This window comes from Acidisoma sp. L85 (genome assembly GCF_009765865.1).
GTDB lineage: Bacteria > Pseudomonadota > Alphaproteobacteria > Acetobacterales > Acetobacteraceae > Acidisoma.
The window spans coordinates 258,227-276,559 of record NZ_LMUQ01000052.1 but is presented as its reverse complement, the minus strand read 5'-3'; the positions used below and the strand labels follow the sequence as shown (position 1 = coordinate 276,559).

The following is an 18,333-nucleotide window of genomic DNA, read 5'->3' as shown; positions in this document are numbered from 1 at the left end:
GGGGTAACGTTATGTCCAAGAAAATTAGCCTCGCAAGCGCGGCTGTCCTAACCCTTCTCACGGCATGTGGCGTCGCGCAGGCTCAGACCTGTGCGACTTCGCCGGTCAAGGTGGGCTTCCTTCCCAAGCTCGACACCGATCCATACTTTCAGGTCGCCCGACAGGGCGCTCTGGACGCGCAGAAGGAAATTGGCGGAACCTTCGTACAGGAGGCGCCATCCCAGGCCACCGCCGAGGCGCAGATTCAGTTCATCAACAACCTGGTTAGTCAGGGCGTGAAGGTCATCGCCATCTCGGGAACGGATGCGAACGCGCTCGCGCCTGCTCTGAAACGTGCGAGAAAGCACGGCGTGCGGGTGCTCTCCTATGACAGTGACGTCGCTGCGGACGCCCGGACGCTTTTCATCAATCAGGCCAAGGGCGATAGCCTGGCCGAGATGATGCTGCAAAGCATGGGTGAGATGATCGGCTATGACGGCGATTTCGCGATTCTGTCATCGACGCCGACCGCGACCAACCAGAACGCCTGGGTCGCGCTGATGAAGTCCCGCCTTGCGTCGGATCCCAAATATTCCAAGATGAAGCTGGTTCAGGTCGCCTATGGTGAGGAAAGCGAGCAGATCAACCAGCAACAAGCGCTCGGCCTCGTGCAGGCATTTCCTCATCTCAAGGGGATCATTGTTCCGGCTGGGATCGGATTGCCCGCAGCAGCTCGCGCGCTCGAGCAGGCGGGGGAGCTTAGCCACATAAAGCTGACGGGGCTGGCACCCGCCACGTTGATCAAGAAGTATATCGTGGCCGGACAGTCGCAGGACATTTGGTGGAATGTCAGTGACCTTGGCTATCTGACATATTACGCGGCCCAAGCGCTCGCCGAGTGCAAAATTAACGGAACCGCTGGCCAGAAATTCGCGGCGGGCCGGTTGGGGACATTCGCGGTTGGGAAAGACGGGGAGGTCATTCTGGGGCCGGCCCAAATCGTGACGCCGCAGAACGTCGATCAGTTTAAGTTCTGACTCCGGCTAGGACCGGCCTGGTTTTTGTCGCTTGAGATCCATTGCATGAGGTCTAGAGCGAAGGGCCGTGTCGTGACGACGATGGCGGATGTAGCACGGCTCGCGGGAGTATCGACCGCGACCGTGTCCCACGTCCTGAACCGGACGCGGGCTGTTAACGCCCCGACGGTCGCAGCCGTTGAGGACGCGATCAGGGCCACGGGATACACGCAGAATTTTGTGGCCCGGTCCCTGGCTGGCGCGGCATCGAGCACGATCGGTGTGGCGGTCTCCGCGATCAGCAACCACTACTTCAGCGATGTCATCAGCGCGGTGGAAGTCGCGTGCAGCAAGAGGAACCTGATGATGTTCCTATCTGACACGCATGACGATCCGATGCATCAGCTACAGGTCGTTCGGGAATTCTACCGGCGGCGGGTCGATGGGATTGTCCTTGCGCCTGTCTCGGATGGAGACACTGATATTCTCGGCTTTCTGAGATCGAACAAGGTGCCCACTGTCTTGATCGATCGCGTTGCCAATGAGGACTTTGATCAAGTGGGCGCTGAAAACCTGGAGGCGACGGCGGAACTCGTCCTGCATCTCGCTTCGCATGGCCATAGGCGCATTGGTTTTATTGCCGGACGAGCGAGCCTTTTGACGAGCAGCGAGCGGCTCGAGGGATATCACCGCGGGCTGGCGACGGCGTCGCTGCCGGCGGAGATCGACCTCGTCGCAAACGGAGACTCGTCCGCCGCTGAGGGACGGGCAGCGGCACATCGGTTGCTTGGCCGTGGCGAGCGCCCAACGGCCATCATCAGCGGAAACAATCTCATGACCATCGGAACTCTACGCGCGCTTCGAGAGGCTGGTCTCCGCGTTCCCGAGGATATCGCGTTGGTGGGGTTCGATGACTTCGACTGGGCCGAATTTTCCTCGCCGCCACTGACGGTAATGGCGCAGCCAGCCCAAGAGCTTGGGCGTATCGCCGTCGATCTGCTAATGCGGCGTTTCAACGATCCGGCGAAGGTGCCCCAGACGATCAGGCTCTCCCCTAAGCTCGTCATCCGCGCCTCGTGCGGGTGTGCTCCAAGTTAGGACGGGGACTGAAAATCGGCCGCCGACAGTCCAGGCAATTGAGCATTCTTGCGCCACTGCGGTCAACCGGATTGTTGACAAGACTGGACGCATCTTTGATAACGAACCAGCGACCGAGGTGCTCCGCCTGTCGCCAGTTAGACGGCGAGCAATAAGCCTCGGACGCAGCCCTTGGAGTACCTGAAACCATCAGGAACTGCATCGATTCTGCTGGCTGAACAGCGAGGGCAACTCGCGCCACATTCGGGGAGACCAACCATGTCAAACACTAAAGCCCAATCGGGCACATTCAGGGATATCAACGGCACCAGTCTCTGGGTCGCCGATACGGGCGAGGCCAATCTCCCTGTTATACTCTGCCTGCATTCCTGCTTTCTCGACGGCACCATGTTCGATGGCCTCGTTTCCGCAGCCGATGGGAAGTTCCGTGTGGTAAGGCCCGATTTTCGCGGCCAGGGCAAAAGCGCACTCGACACGGTCGACATCATTACGATGGAAAAATGCGCTGAGGACATGGAAGCGCTCATTGAGGCAATGGGACTGAAGTCCATTAACGTCATGGCGCAGTCCATGGGTGGCGATGTCGCGTTTCGCCTAGTCGCCCGCCGGCCGGATCTCTTCCGTTCGCTCATTGTAGCAGGTTCATCGGCCTGCTCCGAGCCGCCAGGTCAGCTGGCCGAATTCCGGCAATGGGTGATCGATGCCGGGAACGAAGGCTTCACCGGCCATGTGTTGGATACAACGATGGCCATCATGTTTGGCGTGACGACGCGAAGCGACCCCGCAAAGAAGGAATTGATGGAGTATTGGCGCGGCAAGATCGCTGCTCTGCCGAAGGCGCTGCGTCCTGCCATGAGCGGCGTCATGGAGCGCGGCAGCTCCGTGCCGCTGTTGCCGGGAATCAAGATCCCCGTCCTGATTTTCAACGGCGAGGAAGACCTGCCACGTCCACCCGCATGGTCAGACGAGATGGCGCGCGAATTACCGAACGCCAAGCTAATTCGGCTCACGAAGATCGGTCATAGCCCCACTTTGGAAGCACCGGACCAAGTGCTGCCCGCCATCATCGATTTCTACGACAACCCGCGCATCTGAAAGTCGAACGAGCGGAGATGTTACACCCTCAGGTGGTGCCAATAGGTCGCCAAGGTTGGATGTGACGTCTCCCGCGCCGCAGTTCATCTGACCCTCGCGTGCGCAACGTCTGCGAGCTGCCGAACTGTGACGGCGATTTAGACCCAGCCGGAATTGCCTCAGACTGATACCGTCCCCTCCGGCAGGCGACCGTCGGGTGTTACACTATCCACCGCATTCGGCAGATGCTGTGCAAGTTGGGCAAGGAAACTGTTGGGCTCCATGCCAGCCTGGCTTGCCATGCTCTGCACCTGACCCTGGCCGAAGACATTTTGAAGCTGTTGCGGCGACACCGATTGATTAGGCCCGCTGCCCACCCAGGACTGAGCGACTTGACCAAGCCCGGCCTGCTCAAACGCCGACAATAGACCGCTCAACCCGCCCGCGGAACTCTGTCCCTGCCCCGTGATTTGATTGCCCGTTGCCTGGCCGGGCAACGCGGTTCCCTGCCCTCCGCCAAGCAGGTTCATCAGCACCCCAGCCATCGGAGACGAAGCGCCGCCGGAGCCACTCATAAGCCCGCCGATCACCGAATCTAGAAGACCCATAATTATTGCTCCATTTGGCGGGCGAGGCCTTCAGAAGCCTCGCCTGCTCGTGAATCAGACCCGAGTTTTCAGCGCGGCGGCCGAGTGACCCTCGCGGGTCACATTGTCCTCGACCTCAACTTCGGTGCGCCGGACGGTGTCGCGAACAGTCTCTACGTTCTCGACGACATCCTTTCTAAGAACAAGCTCTTCCTTAACCCGCACATCTTTTGCAATCACAGCTTCCTCGGCAGTCTCGGTCGCCTCAATTACACGCTCGCGGAAGAGGTCTACGTCCGCCGCTGTCAACTCCCGATCCACCGGCCGGCGCTCGAGCTCGACGTGCTCGCTCCGCAGAGTGACTTGTTCTTCAACCGGCGTCTCCACGATATAGCTGCGCACGCGAACGCGACCACGCTCAACGTCTCGCTTGCCGACGCGGAGGCGCTCCTCGACAATTGGGATAATTTCCTCACCGACGCGCCCGCTTGTCGCCATTGGTGCCGGCGGCGGCGATACATCGATTCCGCTCGCCCTTGAGGACGAGGTCATCGCTGCGCTTCCAGCTACAGTCCGATCGCTTTGCAACCACTCGCTCTGCTGCTGGTCCAGATCAACGGCGCCGTCGCGGTCCAGTATGTCATAGGCGCGATTAATATGTGATTCGTCGATCTCCGCTGACACCAAAACGGCGCCGCGTTGAATGCCCGCCGCATAGGCGGACCTGTCTTCTTCAGGAACGAATAGATTGCGCAGACCCGCGAGGATGCCCGTGTCCTGCGATGTCGTCGTCGTAACCGTGGCTGCCTCTTGCGCGTGTAGCTCAACAGCGCCCGCAGGAAGCTGAAGCTCGGTTTCGAGGTCGGCCTTAGCAATTTCCGCGTCAGCGCGGTTCTTAAACATAGCGGTGATCAGTTGCGGCATTCCGGTTGATTCCTTCTGAGTCGGTTGATTGTAACCTGTTGAACTCCGCTCCAGCGCGGGCAGACGTTCGATCTCCGCGCGCTGGCGACGCAAAACCACCGGCTGCTCTATTGTTTTGGACGAGCGCAAGCGCCGGATATGCAATTCCTCTTTCAGGATCAAGCGCTTCTCAACGACAAGGACCTCTTCGATCACGGGGACGATCATGGTATCTCCGTCATCGACAATTTCAGGAAAATCCGAGATATGACGGCCGATCGGAATACGTTCGACCTCAAAACTCTCGGATTGCAGCTCCGCATTGGCAATAGTCGTGTCTGTCTCCGTCACGATCCGAACTCGAACGCGGCCTGTTTCAATCTGCTGTTTGACGACACGAAGCTGCTCTTCGAGCATCAGAATGACTTCCGCGTCGTCGGAGTGCCTGGTCACGAAATATGCAACTCTGCCATGGGTCTTTCGTCCAAACTGAAAAGCTGACATGGGGTTGGGCACATACAAACATCGGAATCCGCGGGACACGCTCGCGTTATGTGTGCCGGCAGACTAAATCGTGACCAGGCGGCCGCCGATGATTCTGTCGGATTGGGACTAGCTTTTCGCCTGAGTCTGAAGCTGCTGTGCCATTTTCAAGTGATCCTGTACGACCGGCAGTGTCTTCTCCGCGAAAGCTTTCAGGTCGCTATCGCTGCCATTTTGGATTTCGGTCTGCATGACCTGCTCCATCTGTTTGTGGCCGGCTATCTGTCCATCGATATAGGCGGCATCGAAGGCTGTGCCGGCGGTGTTCTTCAGCGCAGCGGCATCGGCCATATGCGCCGCATCCGTCGTCGCGGGCACAGCGAGGCCCTTTTCCTTCGCGAGTGCGGCGAGCGCCTGATTGTTCGGGGTGTGCTGCTCGATCATCTGCTGGCCGAATTGCTTGACGGACGCTGAGCCGGCCTGTGCGGTGGCCAACTGTCCTTCCTGAACCTCTGCCAAGCCCCCGATCGCAGCCTGCTGCACGAAGATTTTGTCCTGAGCGGATACCGCCGGGTTCGCGGCCATCGCGGCCAGTGGGAGAAATAAAATAGAAGCGCCGAAGACGATCGAGCTTTTCACGTGAACAATATCCTTGAGTGAACGCCCCTAACAGGCTGGAGGCGAGTGAGAAGCTTGGGCGCGGGATCTCGGCGGCAAGCACTGATCTCGGAAAGGTGCTTCACGAAGAGCGGGTTCGGCCGCGCTCGTGAAGCTCTTAGCCGCCGCGATTTGAATTGCCTGATGAGGGCGGCTGGCGGACAATCGGCGGCTGACCACGCCTAGGGAGATAAACATATGGCCCAGAAAATTGCCTATCACGCGAATTGCTGGGGACCGCTCGGCGGCCATCCGGTCGGCGTCACCTCCATCAAGGATCTTGTCTACCAGACCTTCGGCGACATGAACCGGGCCTTCGCGGATATCGCGGCCGCAGGCTATCACGCGGTCGAGCTGTTCGATGGCAATCTGCTCGATTTCGCAGGGCGGATGGGCGAGCTGCGCGGGCAGCTTTCGGAGCAAGGCCTGCAACTCCTGGCGGTCTATGGCGGTGGAAATTTCATCTACCCGGATATTCTCGAGGAGGAGTTGCGGCGGATCGAGCGTGCTGCAAATCTCGCCGCCGAGGCAGGCGCGATACACTTCGTAGTCGGGGGAGGAGCGAAACGCTCGAGCGAACCACGCGATGGCGACTATGACCGGCTTGGGCAGGCACTCGATCGGGTCGCCGACATCGCTGAGCGGCTGGGCCTATGCGCTCTTTATCATCCACATCTCACGACCATGGCCGAAACGCCCGAGCAAATTCGGCGCGTCTTCGCCAAGACCCGCATCGGCTTCTGCCCTGACACCGCACATCTCGCCGCGGCCGGCGGCGATCCCGCGGCGCTGATCGCTGAGCACTACGATCGTGTGAGCTACGTCCATCTCAAAGGCTGGCAGCGCGACCCTTTCGCCTTCACGCCGATTGATCGCGGCGACCTCGATCTTCTGCCGACCTTGCATCTCTTGCGCGAACGCGGCTTTGATGGGTGGATCACCGTTGAGCTCGACGCATGGCCTGATCCGGCCGAGGGCGCACGCGCGAGCATGGCATGGTTGCGGGACAAGGTGTGACCTCGTCAGCACCTTTGCCGCCACCCATTTTCGGACAGGAATATTCCCCATGCATCGTCTCAATGTTGGCATGATCGGCGGCGGCTTCATGGGCAAGGCGCATGCTTTGGCCTATGCCGCGATGCCGATGTTTTTCTGGCCCGCCCCCGCGATCCCCATCCGCCATACCATTGCCGATGTCAGCGACGAACTGGCGGACGACGCCGCGAATCGCTTGGGCTTCGCGAAGGGCGTGTCGGATTGGCGGCGCGTCATCGACGATCCCGAAATTCACATCGTGGATATCGTCACGCCAAACAATAGCCATGCCGAGATCGCCATAGCGGCCGCGCAGGCCGGCAAGCATGTCATCTGCGAGAAGCCACTGGGCCGAACCGCCGCGGAAGCCCTGATGATGCTCGAGGCTGTAGAGGCCGCCGGCGTCACCCACATGGTCGCCTTCAACTATCGCCATACGCCAGCTGTGGTGCTCGCGCGGAAGATCATCGAGGAAGGCCGCATCGGCACAATTCGCAACTTTCGCGGCACCTATCTGCAGGATTGGTCAGCGGATCCCGACGGCCCGCTGTCCTGGCGTTTCCAGAAGAAAATCGCGGGCTCTGGCGCGCTGGGCGATATCGCCACCCATGTGATCGACATGGCGCGCTATCTCGTGGGCGAGATCGCGGCCGTCAGCGCCGTCGCGCGAACCTATATCACCGAGCGTCCTATTCAAAACAGCGGCACCGACAAGCTTGGGGCGGGGCCAAAACTCAGCGGAGTGCCTAAGGCCGCGGTCGATGTGGACGACGAAATTATGACGCTGATCCGTTTCCAGGACGGCGCGGTAGGCTCGCTGGAAGCAACCCGCAACGCCTTTGGCCGCAACAACTATCTGACCTTCGAAATCCATGGCAGTGCAGGTTCGATCTTCTTCAACTACGAGCGTCGTGACGAATTGCAGGTGATGTTCGCCGATGATCCGGCTGACCGACGGGGGTTTCGCACAATCTATACGGGACCGGCCCATCCGCATGGCGATGGTCTTTGGCCCATCCCGGCATTGGGCATCGGCTATGGCGAGACTAAGATCATCGAATGCCATCTCTTCATGACCGCGATCGCCGAGGGCCGGCAGCCCTCGCCCAATTTCCGCGATGGCTATCTGAACGAAGTCGTCGCGGATGCTATTTTGGCTTCCAGCGAAACGGGTATTTGGACAGACATTCGCGCACAAAGTCGCAACGAAATAGCTGCGGAACACAAACGCTAGAGTGGGATGTCTCTGGCTTGGACTTTGCAATTCCACCACGTCATGCTCGGCGAAGGCCGGGCATCCACGCCTTCCTCACTTCTAGAAAGCAAGGCGTGGATGGCATGCCTTCGCATGCCATGACGAATCTTCGAATTGCGGTTCTGTTTTAGATCGTCACGGCCTAGGGGCGGCGCTCATTCTGAACGCCGCCCCTAGATCTCGCCTGCGGGTTACATAACTCCCGCGCCTGGCGTCAAATCAAGTCGTACCGATCGACGTTCATGACTTTGTTCCATGCCGCCACGAAGTCCTTTACGAACTTCTCCTTCGAGTCCGAAGCGGCATAGACCTCTGACAGAGCGCGCAGTTCCGAGTGTGAGCCGAAGATCAGATCGACACGCGTGCCGGTCCATGTCGGCTGCTTGGTGGTGCGGTCACGGCCCTCGTAGACATCCTCAGAGCCGGTCGGCTGCCATTCCGTACGCATATCGAGCAGGTTGACGAAGAAGTCGTTCGTCAGTTTCCCGGGCTGCTTAGTGAAGACGCCGTGCTGAGATCCCCCGGCATTGGCCCCCAGAACACGCAGACCGCCGATCAGCACCGTCAGATCTGGCGTGGTCAAGGTCAGCAACTGTGCGCGGTCCACCAAAGCCTCTTCAGGCGCCATGAATTGCGCACCACGGAGGTAGTTGCGGAAACCATCAGCGACAGGCTCGAGCGGCGCGAAAGACGCCACGTCGGTCTGCTCCTGCGACGCATCCATCCGTCCCGGCGTAAATGGCACCTTCACATCGGTCCCAGCATCCTTCGCGGCTTTTTCGATTGCCGCTGCACCGCCGAGCACGATCAGGTCGGCGATCGACACTTTCTTTCCGCCGGCGGCCGAAGCGTTGAACTCCTTCTGAATCGCTTCGAGCGTCTGCAGCACTTTCGCCAGTTCGGGCGGATTGTTAACCGACCAATCCTTCTGCGGCGCAAGACGAATGCGCGCGCCGTTGGCGCCGCCGCGCTTATCGGAACCACGGAAAGTCGAAGCCGATGCCCAGGCGGTCGAGACCAGCTGGGAAACCGAAAGCCCCGAGGCGAGGAGCTTGGTTTTGAGGGCGCCGATATCCTGCTCATCGATCACCGGATGATCAATGGCCGGAATCGGATCCTGCCAGATCAGCGTCTCCTTCGGCACCAGCGGACCGAGGTAGCGCTGGATCGGTCCCATGTCGCGATGCGTCAGCTTGAACCAGGCGCGGGCAAAGGCGTCGGCAAACTGATCCGGGTGCTCGTAGAAACGCCGCGAAATCTTCTCGTAGGCAGGGTCGAACCGTAGTGCCAGATCCGAGGTCAGCATGGTCGGCACGCGCTTCTTCGAACTGTCATACGCGTCCGGGACATCGGCAGGGGCATTCTTCGCCTGCCACTGCTGGGCACCAGCCGGGCTCTTCGTAAGCTCCCATTCGAACTTGAACAAATTGTCGAAGAAGTGGTTGCTCCACTTCGTCGGAGTCTGGCTCCAGGTTACCTCGAGGCCGGCGGTGATCGCATCCGCCCCGAAGCCGCTGCCATGTTTGCTCCTCCAGCCGAGGCCCTGATCCTCGAGGACGGCGCCTTCCGGCTCCGCGCCGACAAAGGACGGGTCTCCGGCGCCATGAGTTTTGCCGAAGGTGTGACCACCGGCGATGAGAGCGACCGTCTCCTCGTCATTCATCGCCATGCGCGCGAAGGTCTCGCGAATGTCGCGGGCGGAGCCGAGCGGATCCGGCTTGCCGTTCGGCCCCTCCGGATTGACATAGATCAGACCCATCTGCACCGCGCCGAGCGTCCCATGCAGTTCCCGCTCGCCGCTGTAACGCTCGTCGCCCAGCCAGGTTCCCTCCGGACCCCAGTAAAGCTCCTCGGGCTCCCAGGTGTCGGCCCGGCCGCCGGCGAAGCCGAAGGTTTTAAAGCCCATCGATTCCAAAGCGACATTGCCGGTGAGAACGAAGAGGTCCGCCCAGGAGAGTTTTTGGCCGTATTTCTGCTTGATCGGCCAAAGGAGCCGGCGTGCCTTGTCGAGATTCGCGTTGTCCGGCCAGCTATTGAGCGGCGCGAAGCGCTGCTGGCCACCACCGGCACCACCACGGCCGTCCGTGGTGCGGTAGGTTCCGGCACTGTGCCATGCCATGCGGATGAACAGACCGCCATAGTGACCAAAGTCGGCTGGCCACCAGTCCTGCGAGTCAGTCATCAGGGCATAGAGGTCTCGAATCACTGCATCGAGATCGAGGCTCTTGAACGCTTCCGGATAGTCGAAGGCATCACCCAGGGGGTTGGATCGCGGCGAGTGCTGCTTGAGAATGTCCAGGCGCAACCTGTTCGGCCACCAGTCGCGGTTGGCTCTGCCACCGCTTCCGTGCATTACCGGGCACCCGCCCGCGCCTTTATCGTCAACTTTAGCGTCCATATTTGCCTCCCATCCCTATGCTTGCCTCGCCGGACAACCCATGCGCCAATCCCGCGACGAATGCTGGCTGTCCGCCCGCAAGCGTGAGGAATTTTAGCGCAGTACGGGAGCTTGTATAATAGATTATTGGTATCAGAGCGATAGAGCCGAGCTATCGTTCTCGAGGCTCCGGCCCGCTTAGACGAGGTTGACGCTCTGCGGCAGATGATCGCGCAGGGTCTGCGCCAGAAGGTGAAGATCCCGAACTCTGGGATAACTGCGGCGCCATATAAGCCCCACGCGACGCCCGATGCCGGCTTCCAAGGGATGCGCCGTTATCGCTTGGGTATGAGCGGCACTACACGCCATTGCCGGCAGCAATGTGCTGCCCATGCCCATCGCCACCATCTGACGAATCGTTTCAAGGCTGGTGGCGCGGAAATCCCCATCGGCGTCGCGGTCTGTCGTGCCGCAAATCGCCAGTGCCTGGTCGCGCAGGCAATGACCTTCGGTCAGCAGAAGCAGCCGCCGTCCGCGTAGATCTTCCTCCCTCATGACTTTGGCATTGGCGGGTTGGTGTCCTTTGGGTTCGGCAAACCAAAAGGGTTCATCGAAGAGCGGCAGGCTTGCCACACGATCATCCGAAACCGGGAGCGCGACCAGCGCGGCGTCCAGACGGTAAGAAACAAGTCTCTCCATAAGGTGAGCCGTCAGATCCTCGCGCACGGCCAGCAGCAGCTCCGGGTAGTCCTTCTTCAGCGCCGGCACGAGCCACGGCAGCAGGTAAGGCCCGAGCGTTGGAATAACGCCGAGGCTAAACGCGCCGACGAGCGGGCCGGAGACACTTCTCCCCACGCTGATGATGGCTTCGACATCCGTCAAAATCTGGCGCGCCCGCCCGACGATTTCCTCGGCGACGGGCGTCACTCGCACCGACCTATTCGTGCGCTCGAAAAGCGTCACGCCGAGTTGCTCCTCGAGTTTTTTGATCTGCATGCTGAGGGTCGGCTGGCTGATACTGCACGCGGCTGCGGCCCGGCCGAAATGGCCGTGATCGACAAGGGCGACGAGGTAACGCAAGTCCTGCAGCGTCATGCGTGCTTTGAACCCCTCCTGGTGCACCTGCCCAGTCTGAGTTCAACTGGCAAATATGGCAATCGCCTCCTGACCGGCGCGCGGGCACGACTGATATGCCATTCTACCGTCCCGAATAATTGGCGAGGGGCGGCGCGGTCGAAGACGAGGGACAGAGGTCGACTAAGACCCTCCGCTGTCGACCATCAACAGCTCAAGGCCCGGAATCTCCAACATTGCCTGCGCGTTGGCGGTCAATTCCGTGTCGGTGATAATCATGTCGACTCCGGATAGATCAGAGACCTTCATCATGGCGGTAATGTTGAATTTCGTCGAATCGGCAAGCAGGATAACGCGATCCGCCGCGCCGATCAGCGCATGCTTGGTCGCCGCGTCGATGGTGTTCGTGCACCACATGGCGTGATCGCGAACACTCGTAGCGCCGAGCAGCAAAGTGTGCACCCGAATGTTGGACAGTGCTTGCAGTGTGATTGGACCGGCAAAAGCCTGCGTCTCAGAATAGAATGCTCCGCCCAGAGCAGGTATTTCGAGGCTCGTTCTCGACGACAAGACGCTGATGACCGGCAGGGAATGGGTCACTACCGACATCCGCAGGTCGAGAGGCAATAGACGTGCGACTTCGAGCGTCGTTGTGCCGGAATCGAAAGCAACGACTGAATTGGGCGCCAGTAAGCCAACAGCCTTACGGGCTATCGCCTGCTTCGCGGTCAATCTCTGAGCCGAACGGAGACGGAAATCCACTGGCCCGAGCAGCGGTGTCGCCGAACTGACGCCGCCATGCACCGCCCGCGCCAAACCTTCCTTGGCGAGGCGCTGGATATCCCGGCGTACTGTCATTTCAGAGACGCCGAGGTCACGGCTGAGTTCAGCCGCGCTGCAAAATCCGGTGTTGCGGACCATGTCCATGATGAAGCTGCGGCGCGTAGGCGCGGAATCATAGCGCATGACCGCAAGCCGCTCGGGTTCTCGGTCGATCGAATCGTCCACTAAAACATCGCTTTCAGTCGCCGGCTCCTTACTCGATCTTCAAGATGGACTCGCGCAACGCAAAGACCGCACGGTCGATCTCTTCCTCCGTGATGACGAAAGGGGGAGCCAGAAGCAAGATGTCGTCGAGCAGCGGCCGAGTGACGAGCCCATATCCTCGCGCATTCCTCGCGACGGCAGGCGTGCGCGCCAGGCCTGTTGATGGAAAGCGGGCCTTCGTCACCTTGTCGGCGACAATTTCGACCCCCGCCATGAGGCCGAGGGACCGAACTTCGCCCACGTAGGGAAGATCGCGAAGCTCATCGAGTCGCTTGGCCAGATATCGGCCGCGTTCCTCGACCTGGGGCACGAGGCGTTCACGCTCAAGGATATCGAGATTGGCGAGAGCGACGGCGCAGGCTACCGGGTGGCCGGAATAGGTAAAGCCGTGCATCAGCGGCTTGTCATCTGGAACGTCATGGAACGCGTCCCAGATCGCCTTGCGGATTATGACGCCGCCAAGTGGAACATATCCACTCGCCGCTCGTCGTCGCTCTGCTTTCAGCGTTGATCGGGGTGCCGCTCGGCATCGGCGCCGCTTTCATCGGTGGCTGGCTTGACGCCATTCTCTCTCGAAGTTTCGACGTCCTTTTCGCCTTTCCCGCTTTGCTTCTCGCAGCGGTGATCGTCGCGACCTTCGGTCCCGGCTTCACCACAATTGTTATGGCGGTAACAGTGATCTATGTGCCGCTGATGGCAAGGGTGGTACGCGCGGCGACTCTGGTGGAAAAACAGAAAGCCTATGTCGATGCCATGCGGGTCCAGGGCTTCGGCGCGACCCGCATCTGCGCTTTGCACATCGTGCCAAATCTCAGCACTTTGATCATCGGGCAGACGGCACTTTACTATGGCTATGCATTGCTCGATCTCGCAGGCCTTTCATTTCTCGGTTTTGGCGTGCAGCCGCCAACGCCGGACTGGAGCTCGATGCTCTGGTATGCCGACCAGCAGGTGTATATTTCCACCACAGGGGTCGTGTTTCCCGCCATCGCGATCGTGCTCGCCGTGGTCGCCTTCAATCTGGTCGGCGACTGGTTGTCGGAACTCAGTTAAGCACACCAATGAGCTACCAACCCCTCCTTGAGCTCCGAGCCATATCAGCAGCGGTGACGGGCGCGAGCACATTCGTCCCGATCCTTGTCGACGTATCTTTGACAATCGACCGAGGGGAGATCGTCGGGCTTGTCGGGGAGTCCGGCGGCGGCAAGTCAATGACAGCGCGCACCATCATGTCATCGATCCCAAGCGCTATCTCTGTCACGGGCGAGGTTCTCCTGGAGGGTCGAGACATTTCACGGTTGTCTATGGCTGAGCTTCGCAAGGTGCGAGCGCGATCCCTCGGCGTGATCTTTCAAGACGCCCGTTTGGCCGTCGACCCACTCTGGACTATCGAGGATCACGTGACGGAAGGTATGCGCGTGCATGCCGGGCTGACGCGAGTCCAAGCGCGCGCAAAGGCGATTGGGTTACTGCGTCAGGTCGGAATACGCGATGCGGACAGACGTCTCGCGCAATATCCAGGGCAGATCTCGGGCGGAATGCTCCAACGGGTGGTCATCGCGGGCGCGCTTGCCGGTGACCCAAGCCTGATCATCGCCGACGAGCCGACGACCGCGCTGGATGTGACAACCCAGGCCGAAATTGTTGCAATATTCGCGGCTTTGCGCCGCGACCGTGGCCTCGCCAATGCCGGTCTCATCGAGATCGCGCGGATTACCTTCTCTTCGCCACGTTGTGACCGCGTTTGCAAGATGGCGGCAAACCCTCCTGAACGCGTCCGGCAATGCATGCCTGGAATGACGGTCTCCAAGACGGTCATTCGCGAAAAAGCCTCGGATTATGAAATGTGCGCGCGTCTCCCCCTGAGAAATCCGATGTGGCTCCAGTTGGAGAAGCTCGTGCCGGACGAGATGGATGGTCCCGACCGCGGTTTATAGAAGCCAGTGGTGCGATCGAAGAGCGACGGGGGAGACAGCGATCGAGCTTTATTTTGTTACTCGCGCGCTGAAGGGACATCTCTGTGCACAGACCAAGGCACGTCCGGCCTGAGTAGAGCAGACCTAACCAGCCATGAGACGGAGGCGTCATCGGTAATAGCAAAAACTCCGCTCGGTCCCGCGAGGAACTGCACAGTGCGCCGCGCAGCGGCATCGATATGGATCCGAGGGGCGGGTGGCGGATCCTTCTCGTAGTAGGTGCCAGGCCCGTAGAACTGGCCATAGCGCAACACGGTGCCGCCTGCCGAGGTCACCGCATTCTCATGGGCTTCGACAATGGGTCCATCACCCCAAGCGATACTCTGCGCGACGAAACCTGAAGCCTTTGTCGCTCGCGCCGCGGCCAGAAGGTTCCGCGTCCCCTCACTTCGGGTGCGATCGGTCGAGGCGAGGAACGCGGCAAGCTTCCCGATCTCGTCTGGTAGATCAGTCACCTGGTGGACTATGACATCGGGTCGAAATTCCCCTACGGCCACGATAAGCGACTTCTGGTCGAAGAGATCGCATAGTACCGGAGTGACTCCAGCAGCGCGAAGTCCGTTAATTTTCTCTGGCGTCCTAGTCATTGCCGCGACGACATGTCCTTCAGCCAACATGAGCGGCACCAAGCGAACGCCAATGACGCCGGTGGCACCAGCCAGGAAAATTCGCATTCCGTTCGCTCCCTTTGCTCTCGGTTTAATCTGGACGCGGAAACCACAGTCTAGGATCCCGCCACTGTCGCGGCACTGGTGGCCGAAACCGTCAGCTCCGCGGGGGCCGCCACTGTAGTGAGTTGCAGCGAACCGACACCGTTTTCGTTCAGACTTCCGCCGGGAAAATGGTGAAAGAACTTTTGCAGCGCGCGATCAGCACTAGCCCTGGCCTCAACTACAGCACCGGGACCCGAGGAGGTTCCTTCTACGGAAAAAAACGTCAGATCATGCAGTCCGATTGTCCCTAGGATGGCTTTCAGATACGGCGTGAGAAAATCTGGTTGACGCGCGCGCTCTCCGGAATATTTTGCGCCCGAGGACACCGCGACAAAGATTGGGCGATCAGACAACTTGCCCTGCTTTCCTTCCTTCGTCGAGTCGAACGTTCGACGGACCCGCACGATATGATCTATCCACGCCTTCAGCGTAGAGGGCACGGTAAAGTTATGCATGGGGGTTCCAATGACCACAAAATCTGAACTTTCTAGCTCCCGAATCAGCTCCTCGGAGTCAGAGAAGGAGGCCGTCTGAGATACCGTCGTGGACGGCTCTCGTGTTGTGCTGAGCGCCGCCGCGTAGTCCCCATCAATATGCGATATGCCGCCGTCGCCAATTCCCCGATTTACGATTTTCGCGGTTGGCTCGCTTACCAGCAGGAATGCAACAATTCTTCGAGAGAGCCTGTAGCTCTCGGAAGCCTGCCCCCGAGGGCTGCAGCTAATATGCAGGATCTGCATCACCTACTTCCAGTCGTGTTCAACTTTCGTCACTCATGCCTTCCAAATAAAAATCCAATGACCTGCATCCAAGGGCCATGAACTGGACTTTCAGATGGTCCATAATCAGCGCGAGCGAGAGCCTGGGACCCCGACTTCTGCCACCCGGCAAGCCGATGGTATAGTCTTCACCAGCATCTCTATAAAGGCAACTTGTCCATGGCTCTGCGAAAGACCAGCAAGATCTCGCCATTGGGACCGACAGTGGATGGAGCTTTTTATCGGCAGATCTACGATCGGTTTCGTGACGCTATTACCAGTGGGGTATTGAGGCCACACGACCGAATACCTTCGGCAAGAGCGCTAGCCAAAGAAATGGGCTTGGCAAGAGGCACTATAGAGGCAGCCTATTCTTTGCTCGCCGCTGAAGGGTATATTCAGGCCCGGGGTCAGGCAGGAACGATCGTGACTCCAGGCCTCAAGCCGCGAACGCCTGTTTCAGTTTCGGTTCCCCGGCCGGATAGCCGCCTTGCTTCACCCAGCTTTCGTCCAGACTCAATTTTGCCGTTCCAAATGGGTTTGCCCGCTTTGGATGCTTTTCCTCGAAAGATTTGGGCACGTCTGGGCGCACGCTGTGTGCGTTCTATGCAACCATCTGACATGGTTCATCCCGCCGTTGACGGCTTGCCGGCATTGAGAGCCCAGATCGCCGTATATCTTCAAGTGTCGCGCGGTATTAACTGCTCGGCGTGTCAGGTCTTTGTGACGTCAGGATACCGCCACTCAATCGAACTGATTGCTCGTGCATTGTTGAAGTCGGGCGATCGCGTTTGGCTGGAAAACCCCGGATACCCGCCAACGCGAGAATTGCTCGGAAACATGCAAATCGCACCGGTCCCCGTTGCCGTAGATCAGGACGGCATGGTCGTCTCTGATGGAATGAAACTAGCGCCCCGGGCACGCGCAGCGGTGGTTACTCCGGCGCACCAAAGCCCGCTCTGCGTATCGCTATCCCTGCCCCGGCGCTTGGCGCTCTTGGACTGGGCTACGCAAAATAGCGCGTGGATCATTGAGGACGATTATGACGGCGAGTACAGATATATCAGCCGACCTCTCCCCGCGCTAAAGAGCTTGGATCGTGATGGACGCGTAGTCTATGCCGGCACCTTCAGCAAGGTGATCTTGCCGAGCATTCGGCTTGCCTATTTTGTCGTGCCGGAAGCGCAGGTCGAGCGGTTTGAGCAGATTGGTCAGCTTTTTTCCGAAGGCAGTCCAGAGTTGACGCAAAGGATCGTCTCAGCCTTCATAACAGAGGGTCATTTCGCCCGTCACATCCAGCGGATGCGAAAGCTCTACGCCGAGCGTCGGAATGCAACCGCGACAGGGTTAGAAAGCGTGCTCGGGAAACACATGAGAATTGATTCACAGCCGGGAGGAATGCACCTGATCTTGCGCCTGCAAGGTCAACAATCAGATCGTCAGCTTGTCGCGCGGATGCGAGGTGAAGGCCTGTACGGGGAAGCATTGACGGATTGGAAAGTGGGCAGCAATGAAGCTTCAGCCTTGCTCCTCAACTTCACGAATATTGACTCTCAGAGGACCGCGGAGACTCTCGGAAAGAGAATCCGTGATCTGATATGACGGTCGCAACAGCTGCATAAGGGGATGCATACTGCCTCGCAAGATGAGGGAATCATGGCCCAGTGCGTATGATGGGTCATGGCTCTTCTAAGATATACCAAGACGCGACATTTAGGGGTTCTTGAATATCAGAGATAAGGACTCGCCATGACCAATCGTGTCGACTACACCAAGGCCTCGCCCGACGGCTACAAGGCTTTCGGTGGGGTTTATGTCACCCTTCAAAAAAGCAGCCTTCCAAAACAACTTGTCGACCTCGTGTATTTGCGCGTCTCCCAAATAAACGGCTGCGCATATTGCATCGATATGCATTCGCGCGACCTGCTCGCGTCCGGCATTACGATCGAGAAGCTCGTGCTGGTGCCGGTGTGGCGCGAGACCGGCGAGGTATTTGGTTCCCGCGAACGCATCGCCCTTGCCTGGGCGGAAACCGTGACCCGCGTAGCTGAGACCGGCGTTCCTGACGCTGATTACGAAGCCGCTGCCGCCGAATTCAGCGATAAAGATCTTGCTGATCTTACATATGCGATTGGCCTGATGAATGCCTTCAATCGGCTGGGAGTCTCATTCCGCTCGATCCCAGCCGCTGCCGCGAAGACAGGAGAGAGTCAATAAGCGGACACCTCGCCATAGTGATCTGCGATCGCTAGCGCCCGTTCGTCCTTCAAGCCAGCTGAGTCTGATGCTTTGCGGCCCGCC

The 18,333-nt window shown here is 59.4% G+C and carries 18 protein-coding genes; 9 read left to right on the top strand and 9 right to left on the bottom strand.

Annotated elements, in window-relative coordinates:
* The first annotated feature begins 11 nt into the window (after positions 1 to 11).
* The 3 genes from GSQ83_RS17040 (at position 12) to GSQ83_RS17030 (ending at position 3,188) form a co-directional block, all read left to right on the top strand.
* Positions 12 to 1,016 (top strand): rhamnose ABC transporter substrate-binding protein, encoded by a 1,005-nt coding sequence (locus GSQ83_RS17040; RefSeq protein WP_158804064.1) that lies wholly within the window; start codon positions 12 to 14, stop codon positions 1,014 to 1,016.
* A 45-nt stretch (positions 1,017 to 1,061) separates the two neighbouring features.
* On the top strand, positions 1,062 to 2,093 hold the full coding sequence (locus GSQ83_RS17035; RefSeq protein WP_254065739.1) for a LacI family DNA-binding transcriptional regulator: 1,032 nt from the start codon (positions 1,062 to 1,064) through the stop codon (positions 2,091 to 2,093).
* 171 nt (positions 2,094 to 2,264) lie between these two features.
* Entirely contained in the window at positions 2,265 to 3,188 is a 924-nt protein-coding gene (locus GSQ83_RS17030) for an alpha/beta fold hydrolase (protein WP_216850259.1), read from the top strand.
* Between the two features lie 158 nt (positions 3,189 to 3,346).
* On the opposite strand, the gene GSQ83_RS17025 is transcribed toward GSQ83_RS17030, so the two are convergent.
* The 3 genes from GSQ83_RS17025 to GSQ83_RS17015 all read right to left on the bottom strand — a co-directional run bounded on the left by GSQ83_RS17025 (position 3,347) and on the right by GSQ83_RS17015 (position 5,779).
* On the bottom strand, positions 3,347 to 3,775 hold the full coding sequence (locus tag GSQ83_RS17025) for a YidB family protein (RefSeq protein WP_158804063.1): 429 nt from the start codon (positions 3,773 to 3,775) through the stop codon (positions 3,347 to 3,349).
* 54 nt (positions 3,776 to 3,829) lie between these two features.
* Positions 3,830 to 5,074 carry a YsnF/AvaK domain-containing protein gene (locus GSQ83_RS17020; protein ID WP_158804062.1) on the bottom strand — a complete coding sequence of 415 codons (1,245 nt, stop codon included), beginning with the start codon at positions 5,072 to 5,074 and terminating at the stop codon, positions 3,830 to 3,832.
* Positions 5,075 to 5,269: 195 nt separating this feature from the next.
* Positions 5,270 to 5,779: a DUF4142 domain-containing protein gene (locus tag GSQ83_RS17015; protein WP_158804061.1), complete on the bottom strand. Its 510-nt coding sequence runs from the start codon at positions 5,777 to 5,779 to the stop codon at positions 5,270 to 5,272.
* Positions 5,780 to 5,995: 216 nt separating this feature from the next.
* Between GSQ83_RS17015 and GSQ83_RS17010 the strand changes: the two genes are divergently transcribed.
* Together GSQ83_RS17010 and GSQ83_RS17005 are read left to right on the top strand one after the other, a co-directional pair.
* A complete protein-coding gene (locus tag GSQ83_RS17010) occupies positions 5,996 to 6,814 on the top strand; it encodes a sugar phosphate isomerase/epimerase (RefSeq protein WP_158804060.1) in 819 nt (272 codons plus the stop codon).
* Between the two features lie 49 nt (positions 6,815 to 6,863).
* On the top strand, positions 6,864 to 8,066 hold the full coding sequence (locus GSQ83_RS17005) for a Gfo/Idh/MocA family protein (RefSeq protein WP_158804059.1): 1,203 nt from the start codon (positions 6,864 to 6,866) through the stop codon (positions 8,064 to 8,066).
* A gap of 235 nt (positions 8,067 to 8,301) precedes the next feature.
* Here GSQ83_RS17005 and katG read toward each other — a convergent pair whose 3' ends face one another.
* The 4 genes from katG to GSQ83_RS16985 form a co-directional block, all read right to left on the bottom strand.
* Entirely contained in the window at positions 8,302 to 10,485 is a 2,184-nt protein-coding gene (gene katG, locus GSQ83_RS17000; protein WP_158804058.1) for a catalase/peroxidase HPI, read from the bottom strand.
* A gap of 177 nt (positions 10,486 to 10,662) precedes the next feature.
* Positions 10,663 to 11,559, bottom strand: a complete 897-nt coding sequence (locus tag GSQ83_RS16995; RefSeq protein ID WP_158804057.1) for a LysR substrate-binding domain-containing protein — start codon at positions 11,557 to 11,559, stop codon at positions 10,663 to 10,665.
* Positions 11,560 to 11,721: 162 nt separating this feature from the next.
* Positions 11,722 to 12,546, bottom strand: coding sequence for a DeoR/GlpR family DNA-binding transcription regulator (locus GSQ83_RS16990; RefSeq protein WP_158804056.1), 825 nt, complete (start codon positions 12,544 to 12,546; stop codon positions 11,722 to 11,724).
* Positions 12,547 to 12,574: 28 nt separating this feature from the next.
* Positions 12,575 to 13,021, bottom strand: coding sequence for an aminotransferase class III-fold pyridoxal phosphate-dependent enzyme (locus GSQ83_RS16985; RefSeq protein WP_254065757.1), 447 nt, complete (start codon positions 13,019 to 13,021; stop codon positions 12,575 to 12,577).
* 26 nt (positions 13,022 to 13,047) lie between these two features.
* Here GSQ83_RS16985 and GSQ83_RS16980 point away from each other — a divergent pair, with 26 nt between their 5' ends.
* Both GSQ83_RS16980 and GSQ83_RS16975 read left to right on the top strand, forming a co-directional pair.
* Entirely contained in the window at positions 13,048 to 13,638 is a 591-nt protein-coding gene (locus GSQ83_RS16980; RefSeq protein WP_158804055.1) for an ABC transporter permease, read from the top strand.
* A gap of 8 nt (positions 13,639 to 13,646) precedes the next feature.
* Positions 13,647 to 14,522, top strand: coding sequence for an ABC transporter ATP-binding protein (locus GSQ83_RS16975; protein ID WP_254065738.1), 876 nt, complete (start codon positions 13,647 to 13,649; stop codon positions 14,520 to 14,522).
* 56 nt (positions 14,523 to 14,578) lie between these two features.
* On the opposite strand, the gene GSQ83_RS16970 is transcribed toward GSQ83_RS16975, so the two are convergent.
* Both GSQ83_RS16970 and GSQ83_RS16965 read right to left on the bottom strand, forming a co-directional pair.
* Complete coding sequence (locus GSQ83_RS16970; RefSeq protein ID WP_158804053.1) at positions 14,579 to 15,235, bottom strand: NAD(P)-dependent oxidoreductase; 657 nt, start codon at positions 15,233 to 15,235, stop codon at positions 14,579 to 14,581.
* A gap of 50 nt (positions 15,236 to 15,285) precedes the next feature.
* A complete protein-coding gene (locus GSQ83_RS16965; protein WP_158804052.1) occupies positions 15,286 to 16,014 on the bottom strand; it encodes an FMN-dependent NADH-azoreductase in 729 nt (242 codons plus the stop codon).
* Between the two features lie 198 nt (positions 16,015 to 16,212).
* On the opposite strand from GSQ83_RS16965, the gene GSQ83_RS16960 reads away from it, so the two are divergent.
* Positions 16,213 to 17,634 (top strand): PLP-dependent aminotransferase family protein, encoded by a 1,422-nt coding sequence (locus tag GSQ83_RS16960; protein ID WP_158804051.1) that lies wholly within the window; start codon positions 16,213 to 16,215, stop codon positions 17,632 to 17,634.
* Positions 17,635 to 17,781: 147 nt separating this feature from the next.
* The gene (locus GSQ83_RS16955; RefSeq protein WP_158804050.1) at positions 17,782 to 18,249 is read left to right on the top strand and encodes a carboxymuconolactone decarboxylase family protein; all 468 of its coding nucleotides are present in this window, start codon (positions 17,782 to 17,784) and stop codon (positions 18,247 to 18,249) included.
* Positions 18,250 to 18,333 lie beyond the last annotated feature (84 nt).